At 73.0% G+C, this 15,743-nt stretch carries 18 protein-coding genes and 2 pseudogenes; 7 read left to right on the top strand and 13 right to left on the bottom strand.

Annotated features, from left to right (window positions below):
- Positions 1-26 precede the first annotated feature (26 nt).
- From ABFX46_RS30790 to ABFX46_RS30805, 4 genes and pseudogenes are all read right to left on the bottom strand, one after another.
- Positions 27-2,624, bottom strand: coding sequence for a CHAT domain-containing protein (locus ABFX46_RS30790; protein ID WP_346047432.1), 2,598 nt, complete (start codon positions 2,622-2,624; stop codon positions 27-29).
- Positions 2,621-3,070 carry a hypothetical protein gene (locus tag ABFX46_RS30795; protein ID WP_346047433.1) on the bottom strand — a complete coding sequence of 150 codons (450 nt, stop codon included), beginning with the start codon at positions 3,068-3,070 and terminating at the stop codon, positions 2,621-2,623. Before ABFX46_RS30795 ends, ABFX46_RS30790 begins: the two co-directional genes overlap by 4 nt.
- Complete coding sequence (locus tag ABFX46_RS30800; protein ID WP_346047434.1) at positions 3,067-3,591, bottom strand: RNA polymerase sigma factor; 525 nt, start codon at positions 3,589-3,591, stop codon at positions 3,067-3,069. Before ABFX46_RS30800 ends, ABFX46_RS30795 begins: the two co-directional genes overlap by 4 nt.
- Positions 3,592-3,627: 36 nt before the next feature.
- Positions 3,628-4,128 (bottom strand): annotated as a pseudogene (locus ABFX46_RS30805) (S8 family serine peptidase); the annotation flags it as partial.
- A gap of 99 nt (positions 4,129-4,227) precedes the next feature.
- Here ABFX46_RS30805 and ABFX46_RS30810 point away from each other — a divergent pair.
- From ABFX46_RS30810 to ABFX46_RS30825, 4 genes are read left to right on the top strand one after another with little or no spacing between them, the layout of a single operon-like run.
- Entirely contained in the window at positions 4,228-5,043 is an 816-nt protein-coding gene (locus ABFX46_RS30810) for a hypothetical protein (protein WP_346047435.1), read from the top strand.
- Entirely contained in the window at positions 5,040-5,828 is a 789-nt protein-coding gene (locus tag ABFX46_RS30815; RefSeq protein ID WP_346047436.1) for a DUF2637 domain-containing protein, read from the top strand. Before ABFX46_RS30810 ends, ABFX46_RS30815 begins: the two co-directional genes overlap by 4 nt.
- Entirely contained in the window at positions 5,825-6,007 is a 183-nt protein-coding gene (locus tag ABFX46_RS30820) for an Rmf/CrpP fold protein (RefSeq protein WP_346047437.1), read from the top strand. The genes ABFX46_RS30815 and ABFX46_RS30820 overlap by 4 nt, the downstream gene beginning before the upstream one ends.
- Before the next feature lie 29 nt (positions 6,008-6,036).
- Positions 6,037-6,330: a hypothetical protein gene (locus tag ABFX46_RS30825; RefSeq protein WP_346047438.1), complete on the top strand. Its 294-nt coding sequence runs from the start codon at positions 6,037-6,039 to the stop codon at positions 6,328-6,330.
- 34 nt (positions 6,331-6,364) lie between these two features.
- Here the strand turns inward: ABFX46_RS30825 and ABFX46_RS30830 are convergent, their stop codons facing one another.
- Positions 6,365-7,570, bottom strand: coding sequence for a helix-turn-helix domain-containing protein (locus ABFX46_RS30830; RefSeq protein WP_346047439.1), 1,206 nt, complete (start codon positions 7,568-7,570; stop codon positions 6,365-6,367).
- 270 nt (positions 7,571-7,840) lie between these two features.
- On the opposite strand from ABFX46_RS30830, the gene ABFX46_RS30835 reads away from it, so the two are divergent.
- Positions 7,841-8,047, top strand: coding sequence for a hypothetical protein (locus ABFX46_RS30835; RefSeq protein ID WP_346047440.1), 207 nt, complete (start codon positions 7,841-7,843; stop codon positions 8,045-8,047).
- Positions 8,044-8,253 (top strand): hypothetical protein, encoded by a 210-nt coding sequence (locus ABFX46_RS30840; RefSeq protein WP_346047441.1) that lies wholly within the window; start codon positions 8,044-8,046, stop codon positions 8,251-8,253. Before ABFX46_RS30835 ends, ABFX46_RS30840 begins: the two co-directional genes overlap by 4 nt.
- A 180-nt stretch (positions 8,254-8,433) precedes the next feature.
- On the opposite strand, the gene ABFX46_RS30845 is transcribed toward ABFX46_RS30840, so the two are convergent.
- From ABFX46_RS30845 to ABFX46_RS43605, 8 genes and pseudogenes are all read right to left on the bottom strand, one after another.
- Entirely contained in the window at positions 8,434-9,114 is a 681-nt protein-coding gene (locus tag ABFX46_RS30845; RefSeq protein ID WP_346047442.1) for a hypothetical protein, read from the bottom strand.
- Positions 9,111-9,461 (bottom strand): hypothetical protein, encoded by a 351-nt coding sequence (locus ABFX46_RS30850; RefSeq protein ID WP_346047443.1) that lies wholly within the window; start codon positions 9,459-9,461, stop codon positions 9,111-9,113. The genes ABFX46_RS30845 and ABFX46_RS30850 overlap by 4 nt, the downstream gene beginning before the upstream one ends.
- Positions 9,462-9,510: 49 nt before the next feature.
- The gene (locus ABFX46_RS30855) at positions 9,511-9,771 is read right to left on the bottom strand and encodes a hypothetical protein (RefSeq protein WP_346047444.1); all 261 of its coding nucleotides are present in this window, start codon (positions 9,769-9,771) and stop codon (positions 9,511-9,513) included.
- Complete coding sequence (locus ABFX46_RS30860; protein WP_346047445.1) at positions 9,771-10,238, bottom strand: hypothetical protein; 468 nt, start codon at positions 10,236-10,238, stop codon at positions 9,771-9,773. Before ABFX46_RS30860 ends, ABFX46_RS30855 begins: the two co-directional genes overlap by 1 nt.
- A gap of 261 nt (positions 10,239-10,499) precedes the next feature.
- Complete coding sequence (locus tag ABFX46_RS30865; protein WP_346047446.1) at positions 10,500-12,044, bottom strand: AAA family ATPase; 1,545 nt, start codon at positions 12,042-12,044, stop codon at positions 10,500-10,502.
- Positions 12,045-12,292: 248 nt separating this feature from the next.
- Complete coding sequence (locus ABFX46_RS30870) at positions 12,293-12,517, bottom strand: helix-turn-helix transcriptional regulator (RefSeq protein ID WP_346047447.1); 225 nt, start codon at positions 12,515-12,517, stop codon at positions 12,293-12,295.
- Positions 12,518-12,699: 182 nt separating this feature from the next.
- Complete coding sequence (locus ABFX46_RS30875) at positions 12,700-14,160, bottom strand: recombinase family protein (protein WP_346047448.1); 1,461 nt, start codon at positions 14,158-14,160, stop codon at positions 12,700-12,702.
- Between the two features lie 49 nt (positions 14,161-14,209).
- Positions 14,210-14,893: pseudogene (locus ABFX46_RS43605) on the bottom strand (S8 family serine peptidase); the annotation flags it as partial.
- A 333-nt stretch (positions 14,894-15,226) separates the two neighbouring features.
- Between ABFX46_RS43605 and ABFX46_RS30885 the strand changes: the two are divergent.
- Entirely contained in the window at positions 15,227-15,721 is a 495-nt protein-coding gene (locus tag ABFX46_RS30885) for a DUF3145 domain-containing protein (RefSeq protein ID WP_163057090.1), read from the top strand.
- Positions 15,722-15,743: the final 22 nt, after the last annotated feature.

Here is a 15,743-nt window from a genome sequence, read left to right on the forward strand (position 1 = left end):
ACCTCCGCCTGCGGGGGCTGCGGGCATTAGTCGGCGCCCATGGCGAGGAAGCCGAGGGTTGCCGGGGTGCGGGGGACGGCCGCCAGGGCGCGTGATGGGGGCTCACCGGACGCGACGGCGGCATGGAAGGCCGACATGAACTCCGGGGTCGCCTCATCGCGGACGGGAGTGACGCTGGCGACAACCGCGGCGGTTCCGAGGGCGAGGAGGGCGCCGGCCATGCCGAGGACGGCGTCGCCCCCGTCCGCGCGGCCGATGTCGCAGGCGGACAGGACGACCAGGCGCGGCGGGGCGGTCAGCTCGTCGAGGTCGTGCACCATCAGCGGCCCGTCGGCGAGGCGCAGCCGGGAGAACAGGGCGTTGCCCTCGCGGAACTCGCCGTGGGCGGCGATATGGGCGAGGGCCGCGCCGTCCAGGGCGTCCCGGACGGACACGGCGCGGGCGGCGGGGCCGGCGAGCAGGCGCGCCTGCGGGTGCAGGACGTGGAGGGCGGCGACCTCCCGTTCGGCATGATCCAGGTCGGGCCCTGCGACGAGCACCGTGTGCCCGCCGGAGGGCGTGGCGGCGTGGGCCTGGAGCCACGCACCGGCGGACGGGACGATGGTGAACGGGCGCCCGTCCAGTGACGGGAGCGCCGCCCACGGGAGGCCGTGCAGCGCGCCTGTCGGGGCGATGACGAGTTCCCGGTCGCCGAGCACGGCGTGCAGCGGGGCGAGGAGGAGGCGGTCGAGGCGTCCGGCCGCGCCGGTGAGAGTGGCCAGTGCCTGTGGGCAGTCCTCCTCGGCGAGGCGGCGTGCGGCGAAGCGGATCAGGCCGCTCTCGTGGTCGATGCCGTCGCATGACCCGAGGCGGTGGCGGCTGGGGCGGCCTTCCGCGACGGTGACGGCGTGCAGTTCGCCGCCGATCGCCACCATCTCGACGAGGGCGCGGTCGCCGAGCGCGGCGGCGATCTCGGTGGCCTCGGCGGAGCGGGGAGGCGCCGCACCGGACGGGCGGCGCCGCGTCCGGGAGCGGATCCGCGCCTCCAGGCCGGCCATGTCCGGCACCAGCACCGACGGGACGCCGCTCCGCGCGGTGTCGGCCGTGTGGTCGACGCTCAGGGCGCGGAGCGCGGCCAGCGCGGCGGCCCGCTCCGGATCCCTCGGCGGACGGACCCGCACCGGCCGCGCGATCGCCCGCCGCCGCTCCTCCACGGCGAGCAGCTCCCGTGCCGACCGGGCCAGGCCGAGACCCAGCTCGGCCAGCTCGGCGGCGAAACCGGCCGCGCGGGCGCGGAGGTCGAGCGCACCGAGTGCCTCCGCGTGCTCCTCGGTCACCTCCAGGCCCGCTCTGACCGCAGCCACCGCGCCCCCGTGATCGTCCCGCGCCGCGCGTTCGAGGGCGAGGGCGTGCCAGGCCGCGATCTGGGCGGACGCATGCCCGCGCGACCGCCCGACCGAGGACAGGAGATGCCCGGCAGGCCGGCCCAAGGCCAGCGCCACCCGCGCTGCCACGATGCGGGCCTCGTCGGCGGCGTCGGACCAGCCGCCGTGCTCCAGCCGTTCGGCGGTGGCCACCGCCGAACGGAGCAGGACGGGAGAGCGTTCACCGGACGCCCACCTGGCCTTGAGCAAAGTGTGCTCGGCGAGGAGCATCCATCCCGTTCGTTCCTGCTTGGCGAACATGGTGCTGGCGTGCTCGGCCGCTTCCGTCGCCTGCTCGGGGTTCCCGTCGGCCAGTTCGGCGTTGGCGAGGAGTAGGAAACCGTCCGCGACATCGCATCTGTAGCCGTTCGCCATGGCCTCGTCCAAGGCGGCGGCGAGGACGGGACGTGCCTCACCGGGCATGCCCGCCATGATGAGGGTCTCCGCCTGGTCGAACCGGCATTGGGCCAGGCGTTCACCGGTCAGGCCCGGTTCGGCCTCGGCGAAGAGGCGAAGCGCGCGCGGGACGTCCCCACGCCGCGAAGCCACGAACGCCAGGTTCCCCTTGGCCATGGCCGTCTGGTGACGCAGCCCGGACGCCTCGCCCACCGCGACGGCCTCCGACAGGGCGTCCTCTGCACGCTCGTAGTCACCGCGGAAGGCCAGCGCCAGACCCAGGTTGGTGAGCAGGCCATTCAACACGGCCGGGTCATGGCCTTGGCGAAGCCGGGGTAAGGCGTCCGCGGCCACCTCGCGTGCCTCGTCCAGGCGCCCCGCCCGCGCCAGGGCGCACGCCTTGTTCGCGGCAAGGCGGTCTGCGTCGGGGCCGTCCAGGATGGGCTCGGCCTCACTGGCACGGGCGAGCGCTCCGTTGACGTCACCTCGTGCAGTGAGCAGTCCGACAAGGTTCATCCGCACCTGTGCCGCCGCATAACCCTCGGCTAGGCGCAGCGCACGGTGGAGGAAGGCGAGGCCCTCGTCCAACCGCCCCAGCTCCTTGGCTGCCAGCCCGGCCACGCGAAGGGCCAGCACGCCGTCGCCGCGCTCCAGCAGCCCGCTGTCTTCCAGCATGTCGCCGCCGTCAAGCAGGCCGTCACTATGCAGCGCGTCGGCGTCCTCCAGCAGGCCGCTGCACTCCAGCAGATCGTGTGCGCGGGCGTAGGCGGTCGCCGGGTCCATCGCCGCCATCCACAGCAGGGCGCGCTCGTCCCGCCCGGTCAAAGGCGGATCCAGCTCGTCACGATCGAGGAGCCGTCCTCCATCTGGAACACGAGGCTGACCAGGCCCTGCGGCACGCGCGGGACGCGGAACAGCCCGGCCGGCTCGGCGTGCGCGGTGATCCCGTCCGGCGGCAGGTCACGGTGCCGGACCTGGACGACCGCCGGCGAGGACGGGACGAGCCGCCCGCTGATCTCCCGTTCCCGGCCGTGCTCGGCCACCTCGATCTCCACCGCCCGGCCCGGGCATGTGAACGTCAGCGTCCGGCCCGCCGCGCCCCGCACGCCCGCCGCCGCTCGCGCGGCCCGGTCGTGCGACAGCTCGGCCAGCTCCGCCGACGGCGTCCGCCACGCGATCGACGCGCGGGCGGCCGCCAGCACGTCCGCGGGCACGGGGTCCAGGACCTCGAACGCGTCCCGGACCCCGGACATCAGCTCGTCGTCGTTCACGGGACGAGCCTCCGCAGCGCCTCCAGGCACCGCGCCCGCGTCGGGGCGACGCTGCCGACCGGGATGCCGAGCGCGGCGGCCAGCTCGGCGTGGCTCGGCGCCAGCGCGAACAGCCGCAGCAGCGTCCGGCAGCGCTGCGGCAGCGTGTCGAGCGCCGTGCCGACCCGGCCGAGCCGCTCGCGCGCCGCGGCGACCCGGTCGGGGCCGGGCTCCGGCCGCCGGGGCGCGGGCACCAGCGGCATGTCGCGGCTGCGCCGCCGCACCAGCCGCAGGCTCTCGTTCCGCGCCGTCGTGGCCAGCCAGCAGCCGATCGCGGACGGCTCGCGCAGCCCGTCGATCCGCTCCACCAGCCGCAGCCACGTGGTCTGCACCACGTCGCCCGAGTCGGCGTCGTTCAACCCGTGCGAGCGGGCGATCGACCACAGCAGCGCGCTGTGCCGCTCCACCAGCCGGGCCCACGCGTCACCGTCGCCGTCGCGCGCCCGGACCACCAGCTCGTCCGTTCCGTCCCTCTGGGCCACCGAAGTCTCCTCCCGAGGCCCCCCGCTTTGCTCACCCTATGCCATCGCATGCTGACAGTCAGTACCTTTGGCGGAGTCGACGGCCACGCCCAGATCCGGCAGGACGCGATGAGAGTCCGGATCGAGGACGCGGTCCGCCGCCGCGGGCGCGTCGACGCCCTCCTCCGCCGCCCGTCCGGCGATCAGGCCCGCGACCCTCGGCGCCGCGAACGACGTCCCGCTCCACGTCGCATAGCCCTGGAAACGGTCGGGGTCGGCGCCGTCCACGGGCGGACGCGTCCCGTCGAACGACACGAACGTGCTGGCCACGTCGACGCCCTGCGCGCACGCGTCCACCCACCAGCCGTGGTTGGAGAACCAGGCCCGGTCGGCGCCGTCCAGCGCCGCGACGCCGATGACGGGCTTCATCGCGGCCGGCCAGAACGGGCGGTCGGTCGCCGCGTTGCCCGCGCACGCCACCACGACCGTCCGGCGGCCGAGGGCGGCGATCGCCCGCCTGAGCACCGGCGACGGGCGGTCGTCGTACGTATGGCAGCCGAGGGAGAGGTTTCATCTATCTCACGAAGACGGCCCCGCCCGGTGCTGCGAACACCAGAACGGGGCCTAGGAACCGGACCTACACAGGAGGCCGACCCCATGGCAACGGAGCCTACCGACCGCAACGGCCTGTCCGCCGAGACCCGCGCCATCATCGACGTCGTCCTCGAAACGCTCGACATCCCGTACGCGGCGACCGTCGGACACGAAGAGACCCGCGGCCGGATCCTCGATGAGCGGATCATGCAGATGAAGGTCAGCCTTCAGCACCTCGCCGAGGCCGCCGACCGGGGCGACCAGTACATGGACGAGAAGTTCGCCGACGGCCTGACCTACCTGCGGGAGCGGCTCGCCGAGATGCCGCCGACCGGGTACGTCACCGCCGATCAGGCGCGGGCCCGGTGCGACGCGGGCGCCACGTGGACCGAGGCCGTCAGCCTCGACTACGACGGCCCGGACGGCGACGAGGGCGACGGCCCGGCGCCGGACGAGGACGAGCAGGACGCGCACGTCGTCAAGCTCGCGGAGAACATCATCGCCCTGAGCCGTCGGGCCCCGTTCTACGGCGACCTCGCCGAGCAGGCCCGCCACGACGGCGACGAGCAGGCGGCCACCGTGTTCGACACGGCGCGGGCCGCGCTGGAAGCGATCGGCACCGGCAACGGGCTGGAGGCCGACCTGACCGCGTCCGGGGCGGCCCTGCGGGACGCCGTGACCGTCCTGCGCGCCCGGGAGGCCGCCGACGTGCCGCCGGTCGTCGTCGAGCGCGACGAGGGCCGGTCGGGCGGGTTCCTGATCCCGCCGCCGCCGGACCCGGTCGAGCGCGCCGAGTGGGAGGCCGGTGTCGCGGCCCGCGAGGCGGCCGGCCTGCCCGGATTCGTCGGCGAGGACTACCCGAACGGCGGCCGCCGGTGACCGGCGACCAGTACGCCGCGGCGGGCCGTCTCGACCCCGTTCAGGGTCGGGGCGGCCCCCGCCGCGGGGACGGCACGGGCCGCGGCTGGGCGACGGTGGCGTTCGGGCTCGGCGTCGCCGTCTCGGTGGCGGCGAACGTCGCACACACCTACTACATCCCCGGAGCGTCCGGCCGTCCGCCGGTCGGCGCGCAGCTCGCCGCCGCGTTCTACCCCCTCGCGCTGCTGCTCGTCGTCGAGATCCTCGCGCGCGTCCCCTGGCCCTCGTCGCCGTGGTGGACGGTCGCGCGGTTCGGGGGTGCGTCGGTGGTCGCCGGGGTCGCCGCGGTGGTCTCGTACCGGCACATGGCGGCGCTGCTCGCCGCGTACGGCGAGGACGCGTTGACGGCCGCGATAGGGCCTCTCGCGGTCGACGGGCTCATGGTCGTGGCGTCGTTCGCGCTGCTCGCGATCGGCCGCACCGCGCACGCTGAGGCCGCGCCCGCGCCGGCCGGGTTGACGTGGTGGCCGCCCTTTCCCGCGGTGACCCCGCTCGCGAGCGCTCCCGGCCCGGACGGTCCGCAGGTCAACGGCAGCGCACCCGCCGTCGAGCCCGAAGACGATCCGCAGGTGATCGCGACCGCCCGCGACCGGTTCGCCGAGGTGCTCGCGACCGGTGACCTCCCCTCGGTCCGGGCGATCCGCCGGGAGCTGCGGATCGGGCACCCCCGCGCCGTCCGCGTCCGCCAGGCGCTCAACGAGTACACAGGTCTCGAGCCGTCCCCGGGTGGGACGGTGGAGCGGTGAACCTGGCCGACTGCGTGCGCGCTGTCATCGCCGGCCGGGCGGCTGCCCGCGCGGGCGAACCCGTGACCGCGTGCCCGTACGACCCGGACGGGTCGACGGCCGTCGAGCGAGCGCAGGCGCGTCTCTGGCTACGCGGGTACGACCGAGAGAACCCGGCGAACATCGACTACAGCGAATGATGTCGGCACACAGATGAGGAGAAGGACGAATGACGTTCTACGATGACGCGGAACTGCGGGCCCTAGCTGTGGTCAGGGAGTCGCTCGCGGAGGACGAGGACGGCGACAGCCGCACTCAGGCCATGCACCGGCACGCGGTGGAGATGTTCGAGCAGCACGGCTCGGATGGGTTGACGGCGCTGGTTGTGGCGCTTGGACGGTTCGGCGGCAACGCCTTGACGGTGCTGGCGCGGCGAGACAACCGGGACCCGGTGTCCATGCTGGAGGAGTTCGAACTGCACAAGCTGGAGCAGCACGCCGAAGACGACGAGTTCGGAGACTGACGCCTCTTGCTCCTCGTCGAGGGCCTCGTTCCGGTCACGCGCCGGCGGGGCCCTCGATGCCGTTCCCGGGCCGGGCGCACAGCTCCCGGTACGCCTCGTTCAACTCGCCCGCGGGAACGTTGCGTGCCTCCACAGCGGCGATCACCTCGGCCGCACGCCAGTAGTTCGACGGCACCAACCGCCCGCTCGTGACCGCCTCCAACGCCGTGTGCGCGGCCTCGTCCGGCTGATCAGCGGCGAGCAGCGCAAGCGCCAGGTCGAGCCGTGCCGACGCTGCCCGCCGGGGCCGGGCCGGGCCGGTGGACGGCTGCTCCAACCGTGCCAGCACCCCCCGCGCATACGGCGCGGCGGCGGGGTCCCCGACCCATGCGAGCGTGGTCGCGGTGTAGGCGTCGCTCTTGGCCGGGTCGTACCGGTAATGGTGCTCGGGACGGTCCGGCATCGGGAGAGGCTCAACGAGCCGCTCGACGCGCGCCAGGGCATCCCGTGTCTCCGGGGCGGCGCCGACCCGGGCCCACGCACGCCCCTCCTGCGCAGTCGCCTGGATGTACGCCGAGCTGCCGCGCGGCGCGATCTCCTGCGCGCCCCGGGCGAGCGTGACCGCCTCGCCGTACTCGCCATCGGTGAGGCGCTGCCAGGCGCGGGTCTCCAGTGTCCACGCGAGGATCTCGGGATGGTCGGCGTGCTCGGCGAGCTGCGCGGCGGTGCGGAGCCGGGCGGCGGCGGCCGGGAGCTGCCCGAGGTCGATGTTGCAGGTTGCGGCGAGCAGCGACAGCCACCCTCCGACGACGATCAAGCGGCGGCGCTCGGCGAGGGTCATGCGGGCGTCCATGAGCGCAGAGACGTGGCTGAGGTGCCGCCTGACGCGCGTCAGCAACTCGCCCGGCGGGGTCTTCGGGTAGGCGGACGCCATGTCGTCCACGGTCATTTCCAACGCGGTGAGGGTGTCGTCTCCGACGTCGCTCGCGGCGACGCGGCGCACCAGCTCCAACGCCTCGATCTCGTCATCGAACGGCACGGCGGCGACCGGCTGAGGTGGGGGCGGCGGGAGGAGCGCGGCGAGGCGCCCGCCGGCGTCGAGGATCTCATCGAATCTGGCCGCCATCCCCGGTGACGGGGCCTTGAGATCGCGGGCGACCCGGGACACGTACCCGTCGTTGCAGGGTACGAGCGCCGCGAGCTTTCGTTGGCTGATGCCGCGCTCGGTCATGAGCCGGCGGAGTTCCTCACCGAAGGTCATCGCCTCACCCGTTTCGCCCCGGGTTGACCTGCTGTCTGGCGCTGCCTGGCCGGGGAGGCAGCAGGCAGCACCTTCCAAGCTAACGCCCGGCGGGGTCGAGTGGAGAGCGAAAGGTGTCACCAGACACGAAGACGGCCCCGGACGGTGGGCGAACACCGCTACCCGGGGCCTGACCGGAAACGAGGTCCGGCTATGGAAACCGTACCGAACCCGACGAACGCGCCCGCCCCGAAAGCGCGCCCCGCCTCGCCGAGCAGACCGCGGCCGGCAGTGGGCGAGGACACGGCCCGGCTCGACGTCACCCCCATTCAGCGGTCCGAGGTCGCCGAGCTCCAAGCCCGGTACGGGGTGACGGCATGGTTCGGGTTCCACACCCGCGAGTGGTGGGCCCTCGTCGACGGGACCCGGCTCGTCGAGGCGCCGACCCCCGCCCGGCTCGGTGAGGCGGTCATAGCGGCGCGCAGGTGGACGCAGTGAGCGCGCCCGTCGAGGTCGGCTCCTACCTGCTCGTTGAGCAGGGCGGCGTGTGGTTCTTGGAGCAGGACGGCCGGATCACGGCGACGCTCATCGACATGGGCGGCGGGACGTGGCGTGCCCGGACGCCGGAGGGGAACGTCCGGACCGTCACCGTCCCGCCCGAGGTCGAGGACCCGCCGCTGTACGTGGCGAAGTTGATCGCCTAGACCAGGGGCGGCGCCGCCGGTGGACTGCCCCCGTTGTCCCGGCCGCCGCCCCTCCCAGACGCCACGACCCCGGTGCCCCGGGACGCGCGACACGGGGCCCGGGGTCGTGGCCTGTACGCGATGAGGGCGTGCCCGCCGGGAGGGGACGGCGGACACGCCCTCACAGTTGGCAGGGATCGATCACCCCTCCCCACGGTAGTGGGCGAGGGCGTGAACGACGTGGTCGACCGGCGCCGACCCCCCCAAGATGGCGAGCGGCATGGCCGTGCTACCGGTCATCGACGACGGCCAGCGGAGCGCGACCGTGAGCCCGGGCTCCCGCTCGATCACCCGGTCACGGGCGAACCGGCGCGCCTGGCTCAGCCACGCCTGACGGTGCGCCGTGGTGTCGAGCGCGGCCAGCACCCGCGGCAGCTCCTCCAGCAGCTCGGCGAGCCGGGCCCGCGCCGCGGTCTCGTCGGCGTCGAGAGCGGCCGCCAACTCGCCCATGACGGCGTTGTCGGCGGTGCGGGTGACGACGTCCGTCCACACCGCGCGGAGCGCGTCAGCGGCGCCCTGGGCGGCGCGCCGCGCGGTCTCCTCGTCCGCCTGCCACTTGCCGAGCGCCACCGGACCGGGGTCGGGCTTGCCGGCGCGGATCGCGTCGGCGTGTGCGTCCCGGTCCGCCTGGATCGCGGCCTGACGGGCCCGGTCGTTGGCGATGGCCCGGTGCGCGGCGGCGGCATCGGCGTACACGCGCCTGACGCGGTCGTGTTCGGCGGCCAGGGTCCCGAACGCGGCGCCGAACCACTCCGGGAGCGGCTGACCGGCCGACAAGTCGACGGCGGGGGTGGCGGGGATGGGGGCCTTGACGGTGGTCATGGGCGGTGGGTTCCTTCCGCGACGGCGAGCCCGAGGGGCTCAAGGTGGTGGTGGTTGATGAGGCGCAGCGCGGCGCGCCAGTCGCCGTCGGCCTGGGCCTGGGCGATCTGCTGCGGGATCGTGGGGCCCGGCAGGGTGGGGGCGCCGTGGAACGCGGCGCCGGACGTGGGCGGGATCGGCGGCGGCCCGGCCGGGACGGGCGCCGGCGGCTGCTCGATCGGCGCCGGGATGGGGTGGCCGTTGTGGTCGACGCGGGCCCGGTAGGTCTGGAGTTGGCCGGTCGCCTGCCGGAGCGCGTCGCGCACGGTGCGGTGCCGGACGGCGGGGTCCGGGAGTTCGTCGCTCATGGGGGTTCCTTCCTGGTTGTGGGCGGGTTCGGAGAGGTGATCGGGGAAGTCAGCGGCCCCCTTCCTCGTCGGCGGCGCGTAGCGCCATGCCGCGGACGGTGGCGAGGGCGGCGGCGCGGGGGTCGCCGTGCCCGGCCTGCTTGGCATCGGAGACGAGCAGCCCGGCGACGGTCGACAACACCCCGGTGAGAACGAAGTCGAGTTCGTCGCGGTCGAGTGGCGCGAGCAGCTCGTGTAGCCCGTCGGCGTCTTCGGCGAGTTCGGCGGCGAGGACGGCGTAGACGCGCTGCCCGATCTCGGCGTTGGTCATCACGTCGCCTCGCCCCCGTTCCCGCCCTGCGTGAAGTCCTCGCCGGTGTGGCTGATCCGTAGGGCGTCCATCAGGTTGCCGAGCACGGACTTTGCAGCTTCAAGGCCGGGGTCGTCGCCGTCGTGGCGGACGAGCATCACGTGCGCGTGCGTGAGCGCGGCGACCGAGCGCGCCAGGTGGAAGAAGTCCCGTGCCGAGTCGGAGTCGTGCATCCGGGCGCGTGCCTCGCCGACGTCGCCGAGCAGGTCACCCGACAGGGAGACGCGCATCGCCTTGAGGTCGACGAGCCGGGCCGCGGTCGCCTTGATGGTCTTGGTCCGGTCGAAGGTGTGGCCGGCGGCCTTGCAGATCCGCGAGACGGATGCGGTGGAGACGCCGGTGCGGCGCGCCACCTCGTTCCGCGACGCGCCCGCCCGCGCTTCCTCCAACACCCGCTTGCGGGTCTCGTCATCGATCGGAACGGCCATTCCGTTCCCCTTCCTGAGGCTGTACCGCCTCGCACGCGGGGGCCGTACCGGGACCCGGCCGCGCGGCGGTTTCGTTGTCCGGGGTCGAGGGCTCGTCGTCCGTCCTGTCCCCCTCTATAGAGAGGGGGACGGGGACAGGTCGCCGCGGTTGCCCTGGGGTGCTGTCCCCGACCTGTCCCCGACCTGTCCGGGACAGGTCGGCAACGCCGTGACGTGTGGGAACACGGTTCGGCGTGGTGACCTGTCCCGGACAGGTGGCGGTCATTGGTCGGAAACCTGTCCCCGACCTGTCCCGGACAGGTCCACGGTGTCGGCGGCGACGTTGCCGCGTTCCCGGCGGACCTTGAGGGCGGCGGAGAGGACCTCGTTACGGACCTTGTAGGCGTTCGCTCGGAGGACCTCGGCGGCGCGGTCGCGGCCCCATCCGGGCGGGACGTCGCACTCATCGAGCTTGGCGACGCACGCGCGGACGTCTGGGGTGAGGACGTCGGTCGGCTTCGCCTCGGTGTGCTCGTGGCGGAGCGGGTTGGTGAGGCGGGTCAGTTCGACGAGGTCGGGGCCGCGGCCGGTGCGGGACTTCTTGCGCTCCAGCCGTAGGCGGCCGTTGCTCTTGACGGTGAGGAGCCACAGCACGTCGACGTTGTCGACCTTGCTGGATCCGCCGCGGGGGCCCCGGCCCAGTTCCTTGCCCGCGTGGTCGATCGCGATGACGGTCACGCCCTTGCGCCGTAGCGGCACGATCGCGAGGTTGTACGCCTCCGTGTGCGTCGACGGGGAAGCCTCGTCGCCGGCGAGGAACTTGGACCAGGTGTCGAGGATGATCACGTCCGGCTTGAGATTGTCGGCGAGGGCGTGGAGCTTGGCGGCGCCGTCGGGGGTGTCGAGGGCGGTCACGGGCGGGAAGCTGAGGTAGGTGAGGGTGTCGGGTGGGGCGCCGTGGTGGCCCATGTCGCGGCGGCGCTTCTTGACCTCTGCGGCGGGGTTCTCGTGGTCGAGGTAGAGGACGCGGGCGCCGCCCGCAGCGAGGCGGAACGCGTTGTCTTGCGCCCACAGGCTCTTTCCGATGCCGGGGGGCCCGTAGAGGTCGGCGAACTGGCCGCGCTCGATGAGAGGCTCGATCAGCCACGTTGCGGGGGCCTCGTCGGCGTCCCAGTCGATGGCACCGTGCGACTCCTGTAGGGAGTGCTCGGTGACGATGCCGAGGGCGGGCAGCGGGTCGTGCGCCTGCTCTGTGCATATGACCCGGAGTTGTCCGAATGAGGTGTCTCCGCTGGGTCGGGCGGGATCGAAGGCGCTAACGAATGCCTCAAGGTGGTGCTTGGTGTCGCCTTTCCCCAGGCAGAGGGGGCATTGCGCTTGCACCGCCATGTCTCCCCATGCCTCAGCGCCTGCGTCGAGGCGCGGGAGGTCGTAGGCGAGGTTCTGAGTTCGGATGGCCTTCCATACGCGGTCGAAGTCGCGGCGGCCTCTGTCGATTGCGTCCATGAGCTTGGTCCTTACGCCCAGCTCGGCGCCGATCGCGTACAGGACGTGTTGTCCCGCCACGCAGTAGACCCCTGCACTTCCCCACAGTCCGGAGTAGATGACGAGTTCGCTCGGCGTGCCGTTGGCGGCGCACAGCGGGCACACGCTCAGGCAGTTGGAGGCCGGCGCGTCCGGGTCGATGTAGACGGGGTAGCCGCGGGCCGCGAGTGCGGCGGCGAGCTGGGTGAATTCGGCGACGCCTTGCGGGCTGTAGCCGTGTTCGGGTGGAGGGTTCGCGATGTGGCGCCCGGTCGCAACCGGGTCGTCTACCATCGTGGTCATCCGGTACTTCCTTCCTGTCGCGGGTGAGGGGTGCGGGTTGTGTCGGCGGCGGCCTGGTCGGGCGAGGACCAGGCCGTTCGCGCGTTCGGGGGTGGGTCAGGCTGCGGGGGGGGCGCTTGGCGCGGGCGCGCTGCGGTGGTGCCGTGGCGAGGATCGCGGCAGCCTCTTGCCGATCGGCGTCAGTGAGCGGCGGTAGTTTGCCGAGCAGCTCGTCGATCCGCCGGTCTATGGCGGTGGGGGGCGGTGCGTCAGGCTGCATCGCTCACGCTCCGCAGCTCGAAGAGATCGTCGGTCGCGCAGCCGAGAGTGTCGGCCAGGCGTGCGAGCACGTCGACTGAGGGAATGACGCGTCCCCGCTCGTACTCGCGGACGGAGAAGGCGCTACGCCCCACCATGTCGGCGAGGCCGTCCGGGGTGATGTTGGCCGCGGTACGCAGTGTGCGGAGGCGGCGGCCGGAGAAATGCCGAGCCATTCGTTAGACCCATTCCGGGAGGTACGGACACCGGACTAAGCAATGGGTCGGGTCTGGCCGGGTCGGGTCTGGCCGGGGGGATCTGGCTGGGTCGGGTCGGGGCCCGCAACGCGGGGGGAGTCTGCCTACATCATCGCATGATGATCACGGCGTTGGGGCGGCGGCGCGCCCCGGGGAGGCGATCAGGTGCGGGAGATCGGCACCAGGTCGACCCGGTCGGGATCGAACCTCCCGCGGAGCTTGGTCGGGTTGATGACGACCCGCTCGATACCGGCCACACGGAGAAGCCCGGCTTTCTGGGGGAGGTCGATGCGTTCCCAGCGGTCGGCGAGGTCGTCGACGTCGACACCGATGAAGGGTTCGGCGCCGGCGAGGCGGGACAGTTCGTCTCGGCGGTCCTTGATGCGGCTCCGGACCTTCCGGATCGCGGCGCGGGTATCAAGGATGTCGTCGGGATCGGTGTCCTCGTCTTCGAGGTCGGCGCGGAGCGCGACGAGGCGGCGCTCGTCTCGCTCGATGGCGTCGAGCAAGGCTTTGGATTCGCCCTGGCTGGCGCTTTCCCGCCGGGCGAGGTCCGCGAGGATACCGGGGTCTTGGAGTCGCTTGATGACGAGTTTGCTGATCATGCGGTCGAGCTCGGCCAGGTCGACGACGCGGGCTCCGCACCCGCCTTCAAGGCGGGGGCGGCATACGTACCGGCGACGGCCATTCTTGGCCTTCCCTACTTGCATGGAGACACCGCACGAGCAGTAGACGTGTCCGGTTAGCCAGAACTTGCGTGCATTGCTGCTGCCACCTGGCCGGCCGCGTTTGGTCAGCAGGGCATGGAGTTGTTCGTGTGTTTCGCGGTCGAGGATTGCGGGCCATTGTGCTGTGACGCCGTCGACGACCTGGCGGTTGTGCATTAGGAGACCGGCGAGGCGCCCGGAGGTCATCATCTGGCGGAACGAGGTGATGGACCAGCGGTTGCCCCTGCTCGTGAGTAGTCCGCGCTCGTTCCATTCGCCACTGATCGAGCGCATCGACTCGCCGCGGAGGAGACGCTCGGCGGCGTCCCGGATCGCGGCGGCCTCCTGCTCGTTGATCGTCTCCTTGAGGATGCGGCGGCGGGGGCTGTCGGGGTCGTCGTAGTGGCGGTCATAGCCGAACGGGCGGGGCCCGCCGCATGGCCGTTTCCCATCTGCGATCATCTGCGCCGCCTTCGCCTTAAGCCGCTCCGACTTCCGTCCGCTCTCGAACCTAGCGACGCTGCCCGTGATCCGGGCGCGGAGCTGTCCCTCTTCGGTGTTGAGGTCGAGTTCCCCGCCGGTGACGGTCTGCACGGCTACGCGGTGCGACACGAACACCTCGACGACCCGTTCCAACTCCATGGGGTGCCGGGTGAGCCGGTCGAGCGCGAAGCACAGCACGGCGTTGACGCGGCCGGACTGCACGTCGACGAGCATCCGCTCGTACTGCGGACGTGTCTTCCGCCGGTCGTATGCGCTCTTGCTGTTGTCGGGGTAGACGTCGATGACGGTCCAGCCGACGCGTTCGGCGAGTTGGCGGCAGGCGGCTACCTGCCGGGTGATGCCGAGTCCTTCGCCCTCGTCGTCGCGGCTGATGCGGGCGTAGATGGCTGCCCGGCGTCCGTTGCTCTCCATAGTGTGAATAGAGTACGTTACCGAGGGAGAGGTTGACGACGTCGGCGCGGCCCCATTCGGCGAGCCAGTGCAGCGCCCGGACCACCTCCAGCTCGTCGCCGACCCCGTCCCCGCCGATGACCCGGCGGGCCCGCAGCCGCGCCGCCGGCGCCTGGGCCAGCACCACGCCCGCGATGAACGTCCCGTGCCCGGCCTGCGCGTCCAGTTCGAAGTCGAGATCGGCGTCCAGGACCTCCGCGACCTCGGCGCGCTGCTCGCGGTACCAGTCGGCGTCCGCGTACCAGGGGTGCGGCGACAGGCCCGTGTCCAGGATCGCGACCGTCACGTCCCGGCGTGCGGGGGCGGCCCGCGGCGCCGGCAGGGGCGCGGCCGGACGCGGCCGGTCCGCGGGCCCGCTCCACCACATCGGCTGGCCGAGGACGAGATGGTTCGGCGCCGCGCCCACCCGCCGCGACCGCCCGCCCGCGGTGAGCCCGCCGCCGGTCAGCAGGGCGGTGAGCTCGCACACGTCCACCTTCGCGGCGGGACGCAGCCGCAGCCGGGCGACGCCCCGGCCCTCGTCGCGGGAGTCGTACCAGCGGCGGACGAGGTCCCCCGCGACGCCCGCGTCCCGCCCCGCGACCAGGATCTGGTCCCGCCGGATCAGCGCGGGCCGTCCCGGCAGCGGCTCCACCACCACCGCGTCGGGGTGGCGCGCCAGCACCCGGTCGAGCCGGGCCTGTTGATCGAACATCGTCCTCGCTCTCGCCCGTGACCGCCCCCGCGGACATGGTGCCGGATCGCCGACGTTCCGTCACCGCCATCGAACGGAAAGTCGCCGCCCCCGCCGTCCGGCCGGGGCCGTGCGCGCTCGTGCGCTTTCGGCGCCGAACCCGCCGATGAGGGCCTACTCTTGTCGGTCGGGCCCGGGTGAACGACGTGCATCGCATGGTCAAGCGTTCAATAAACCACCGCCTCCCGGTGGTGCGAGACGGGCCGATGATGCACAATGAGGGACGCGGACGCCGACTTGGGACGTACGAGGCCGTAGGGGAAGACGAGCCTCGGTACAGATCCAGGAGGTCCGGTGACCGCACGTGGCGTCTTTTACGTCCACTCCGCGCCGCCTGCGCTGAGCCCGCACATCGAGTGGGCCGCCGCAGGTGTTCTAGGTGTGCCCGTTTCCCTTGAGTGGGCGGACCAGGCGGCCGCGCCGGGAACGCTGCGCGCCGAACTCCATTGGGAGGGCAGGCCCGGCACCGCCGCGGGGATCACTTCCGCGCTGCGCAATTGGAAGCTCGTGCGGTTCGAGGCCACCGAGGACCCGACGCCCGGCACCGACGGCGTCCGCTTCAGCTTCACCCCGTCCCTCGGCGTCTTCTCCGGCGTCATCGGGGCCAACGGCGACATCCTCGTCCCCGAGGACCGGCTCCGCTCCGTCATGGCCAACGCCGCCGTCGGCAAGACCACGCTGGAGCACGAACTCGACCGCCTCCTCGGCACCCCGTGGGACAACGAGCTGGAGCCCTTCCGCCGGGCCGGCGACGGCGCCCCCGTCCGCTGGCTCCACGCCGCCGTCTGACCCGGGGCGCCCGGCCCCCGAG

The sequence above is a fragment of the Actinomadura chokoriensis genome, from assembly GCF_039529475.1.
Taxonomy (GTDB): Bacteria; Actinomycetota; Actinomycetes; order Streptosporangiales; family Streptosporangiaceae; genus Spirillospora; species Spirillospora bangladeshensis.

Coding starts and splice junctions, on each gene's coding strand:
- ABFX46_RS30810 (WP_346047435.1), top strand. CDS start 4,228: ATGGCAACGGAGCCTACCGACCGCAACGGCCTGTCCGCCGAGACCCGC.
- ABFX46_RS30825 (WP_346047438.1), top strand. CDS start 6,037: ATGACGTTCTACGATGACGCGGAACTGCGGGCCCTAGCTGTGGTCAGG.
- ABFX46_RS30830 (WP_346047439.1), bottom strand. CDS start 7,570: ATGACCTTCGGTGAGGAACTCCGCCGGCTCATGACCGAGCGCGGCATC.
- ABFX46_RS30845 (WP_346047442.1), bottom strand. CDS start 9,114: ATGACCACCGTCAAGGCCCCCATCCCCGCCACCCCCGCCGTCGACTTG.
- ABFX46_RS30850 (WP_346047443.1), bottom strand. CDS start 9,461: ATGAGCGACGAACTCCCGGACCCCGCCGTCCGGCACCGCACCGTGCGC.
- ABFX46_RS30855 (WP_346047444.1), bottom strand. CDS start 9,771: ATGACCAACGCCGAGATCGGGCAGCGCGTCTACGCCGTCCTCGCCGCC.
- ABFX46_RS30860 (WP_346047445.1), bottom strand. CDS start 10,238: ATGGCCGTTCCGATCGATGACGAGACCCGCAAGCGGGTGTTGGAGGAA.
- ABFX46_RS30865 (WP_346047446.1), bottom strand. CDS start 12,044: ATGACCACGATGGTAGACGACCCGGTTGCGACCGGGCGCCACATCGCG.
- ABFX46_RS30870 (WP_346047447.1), bottom strand. CDS start 12,517: ATGGCTCGGCATTTCTCCGGCCGCCGCCTCCGCACACTGCGTACCGCG.
- ABFX46_RS30875 (WP_346047448.1), bottom strand. CDS start 14,160: ATGGAGAGCAACGGACGCCGGGCAGCCATCTACGCCCGCATCAGCCGC.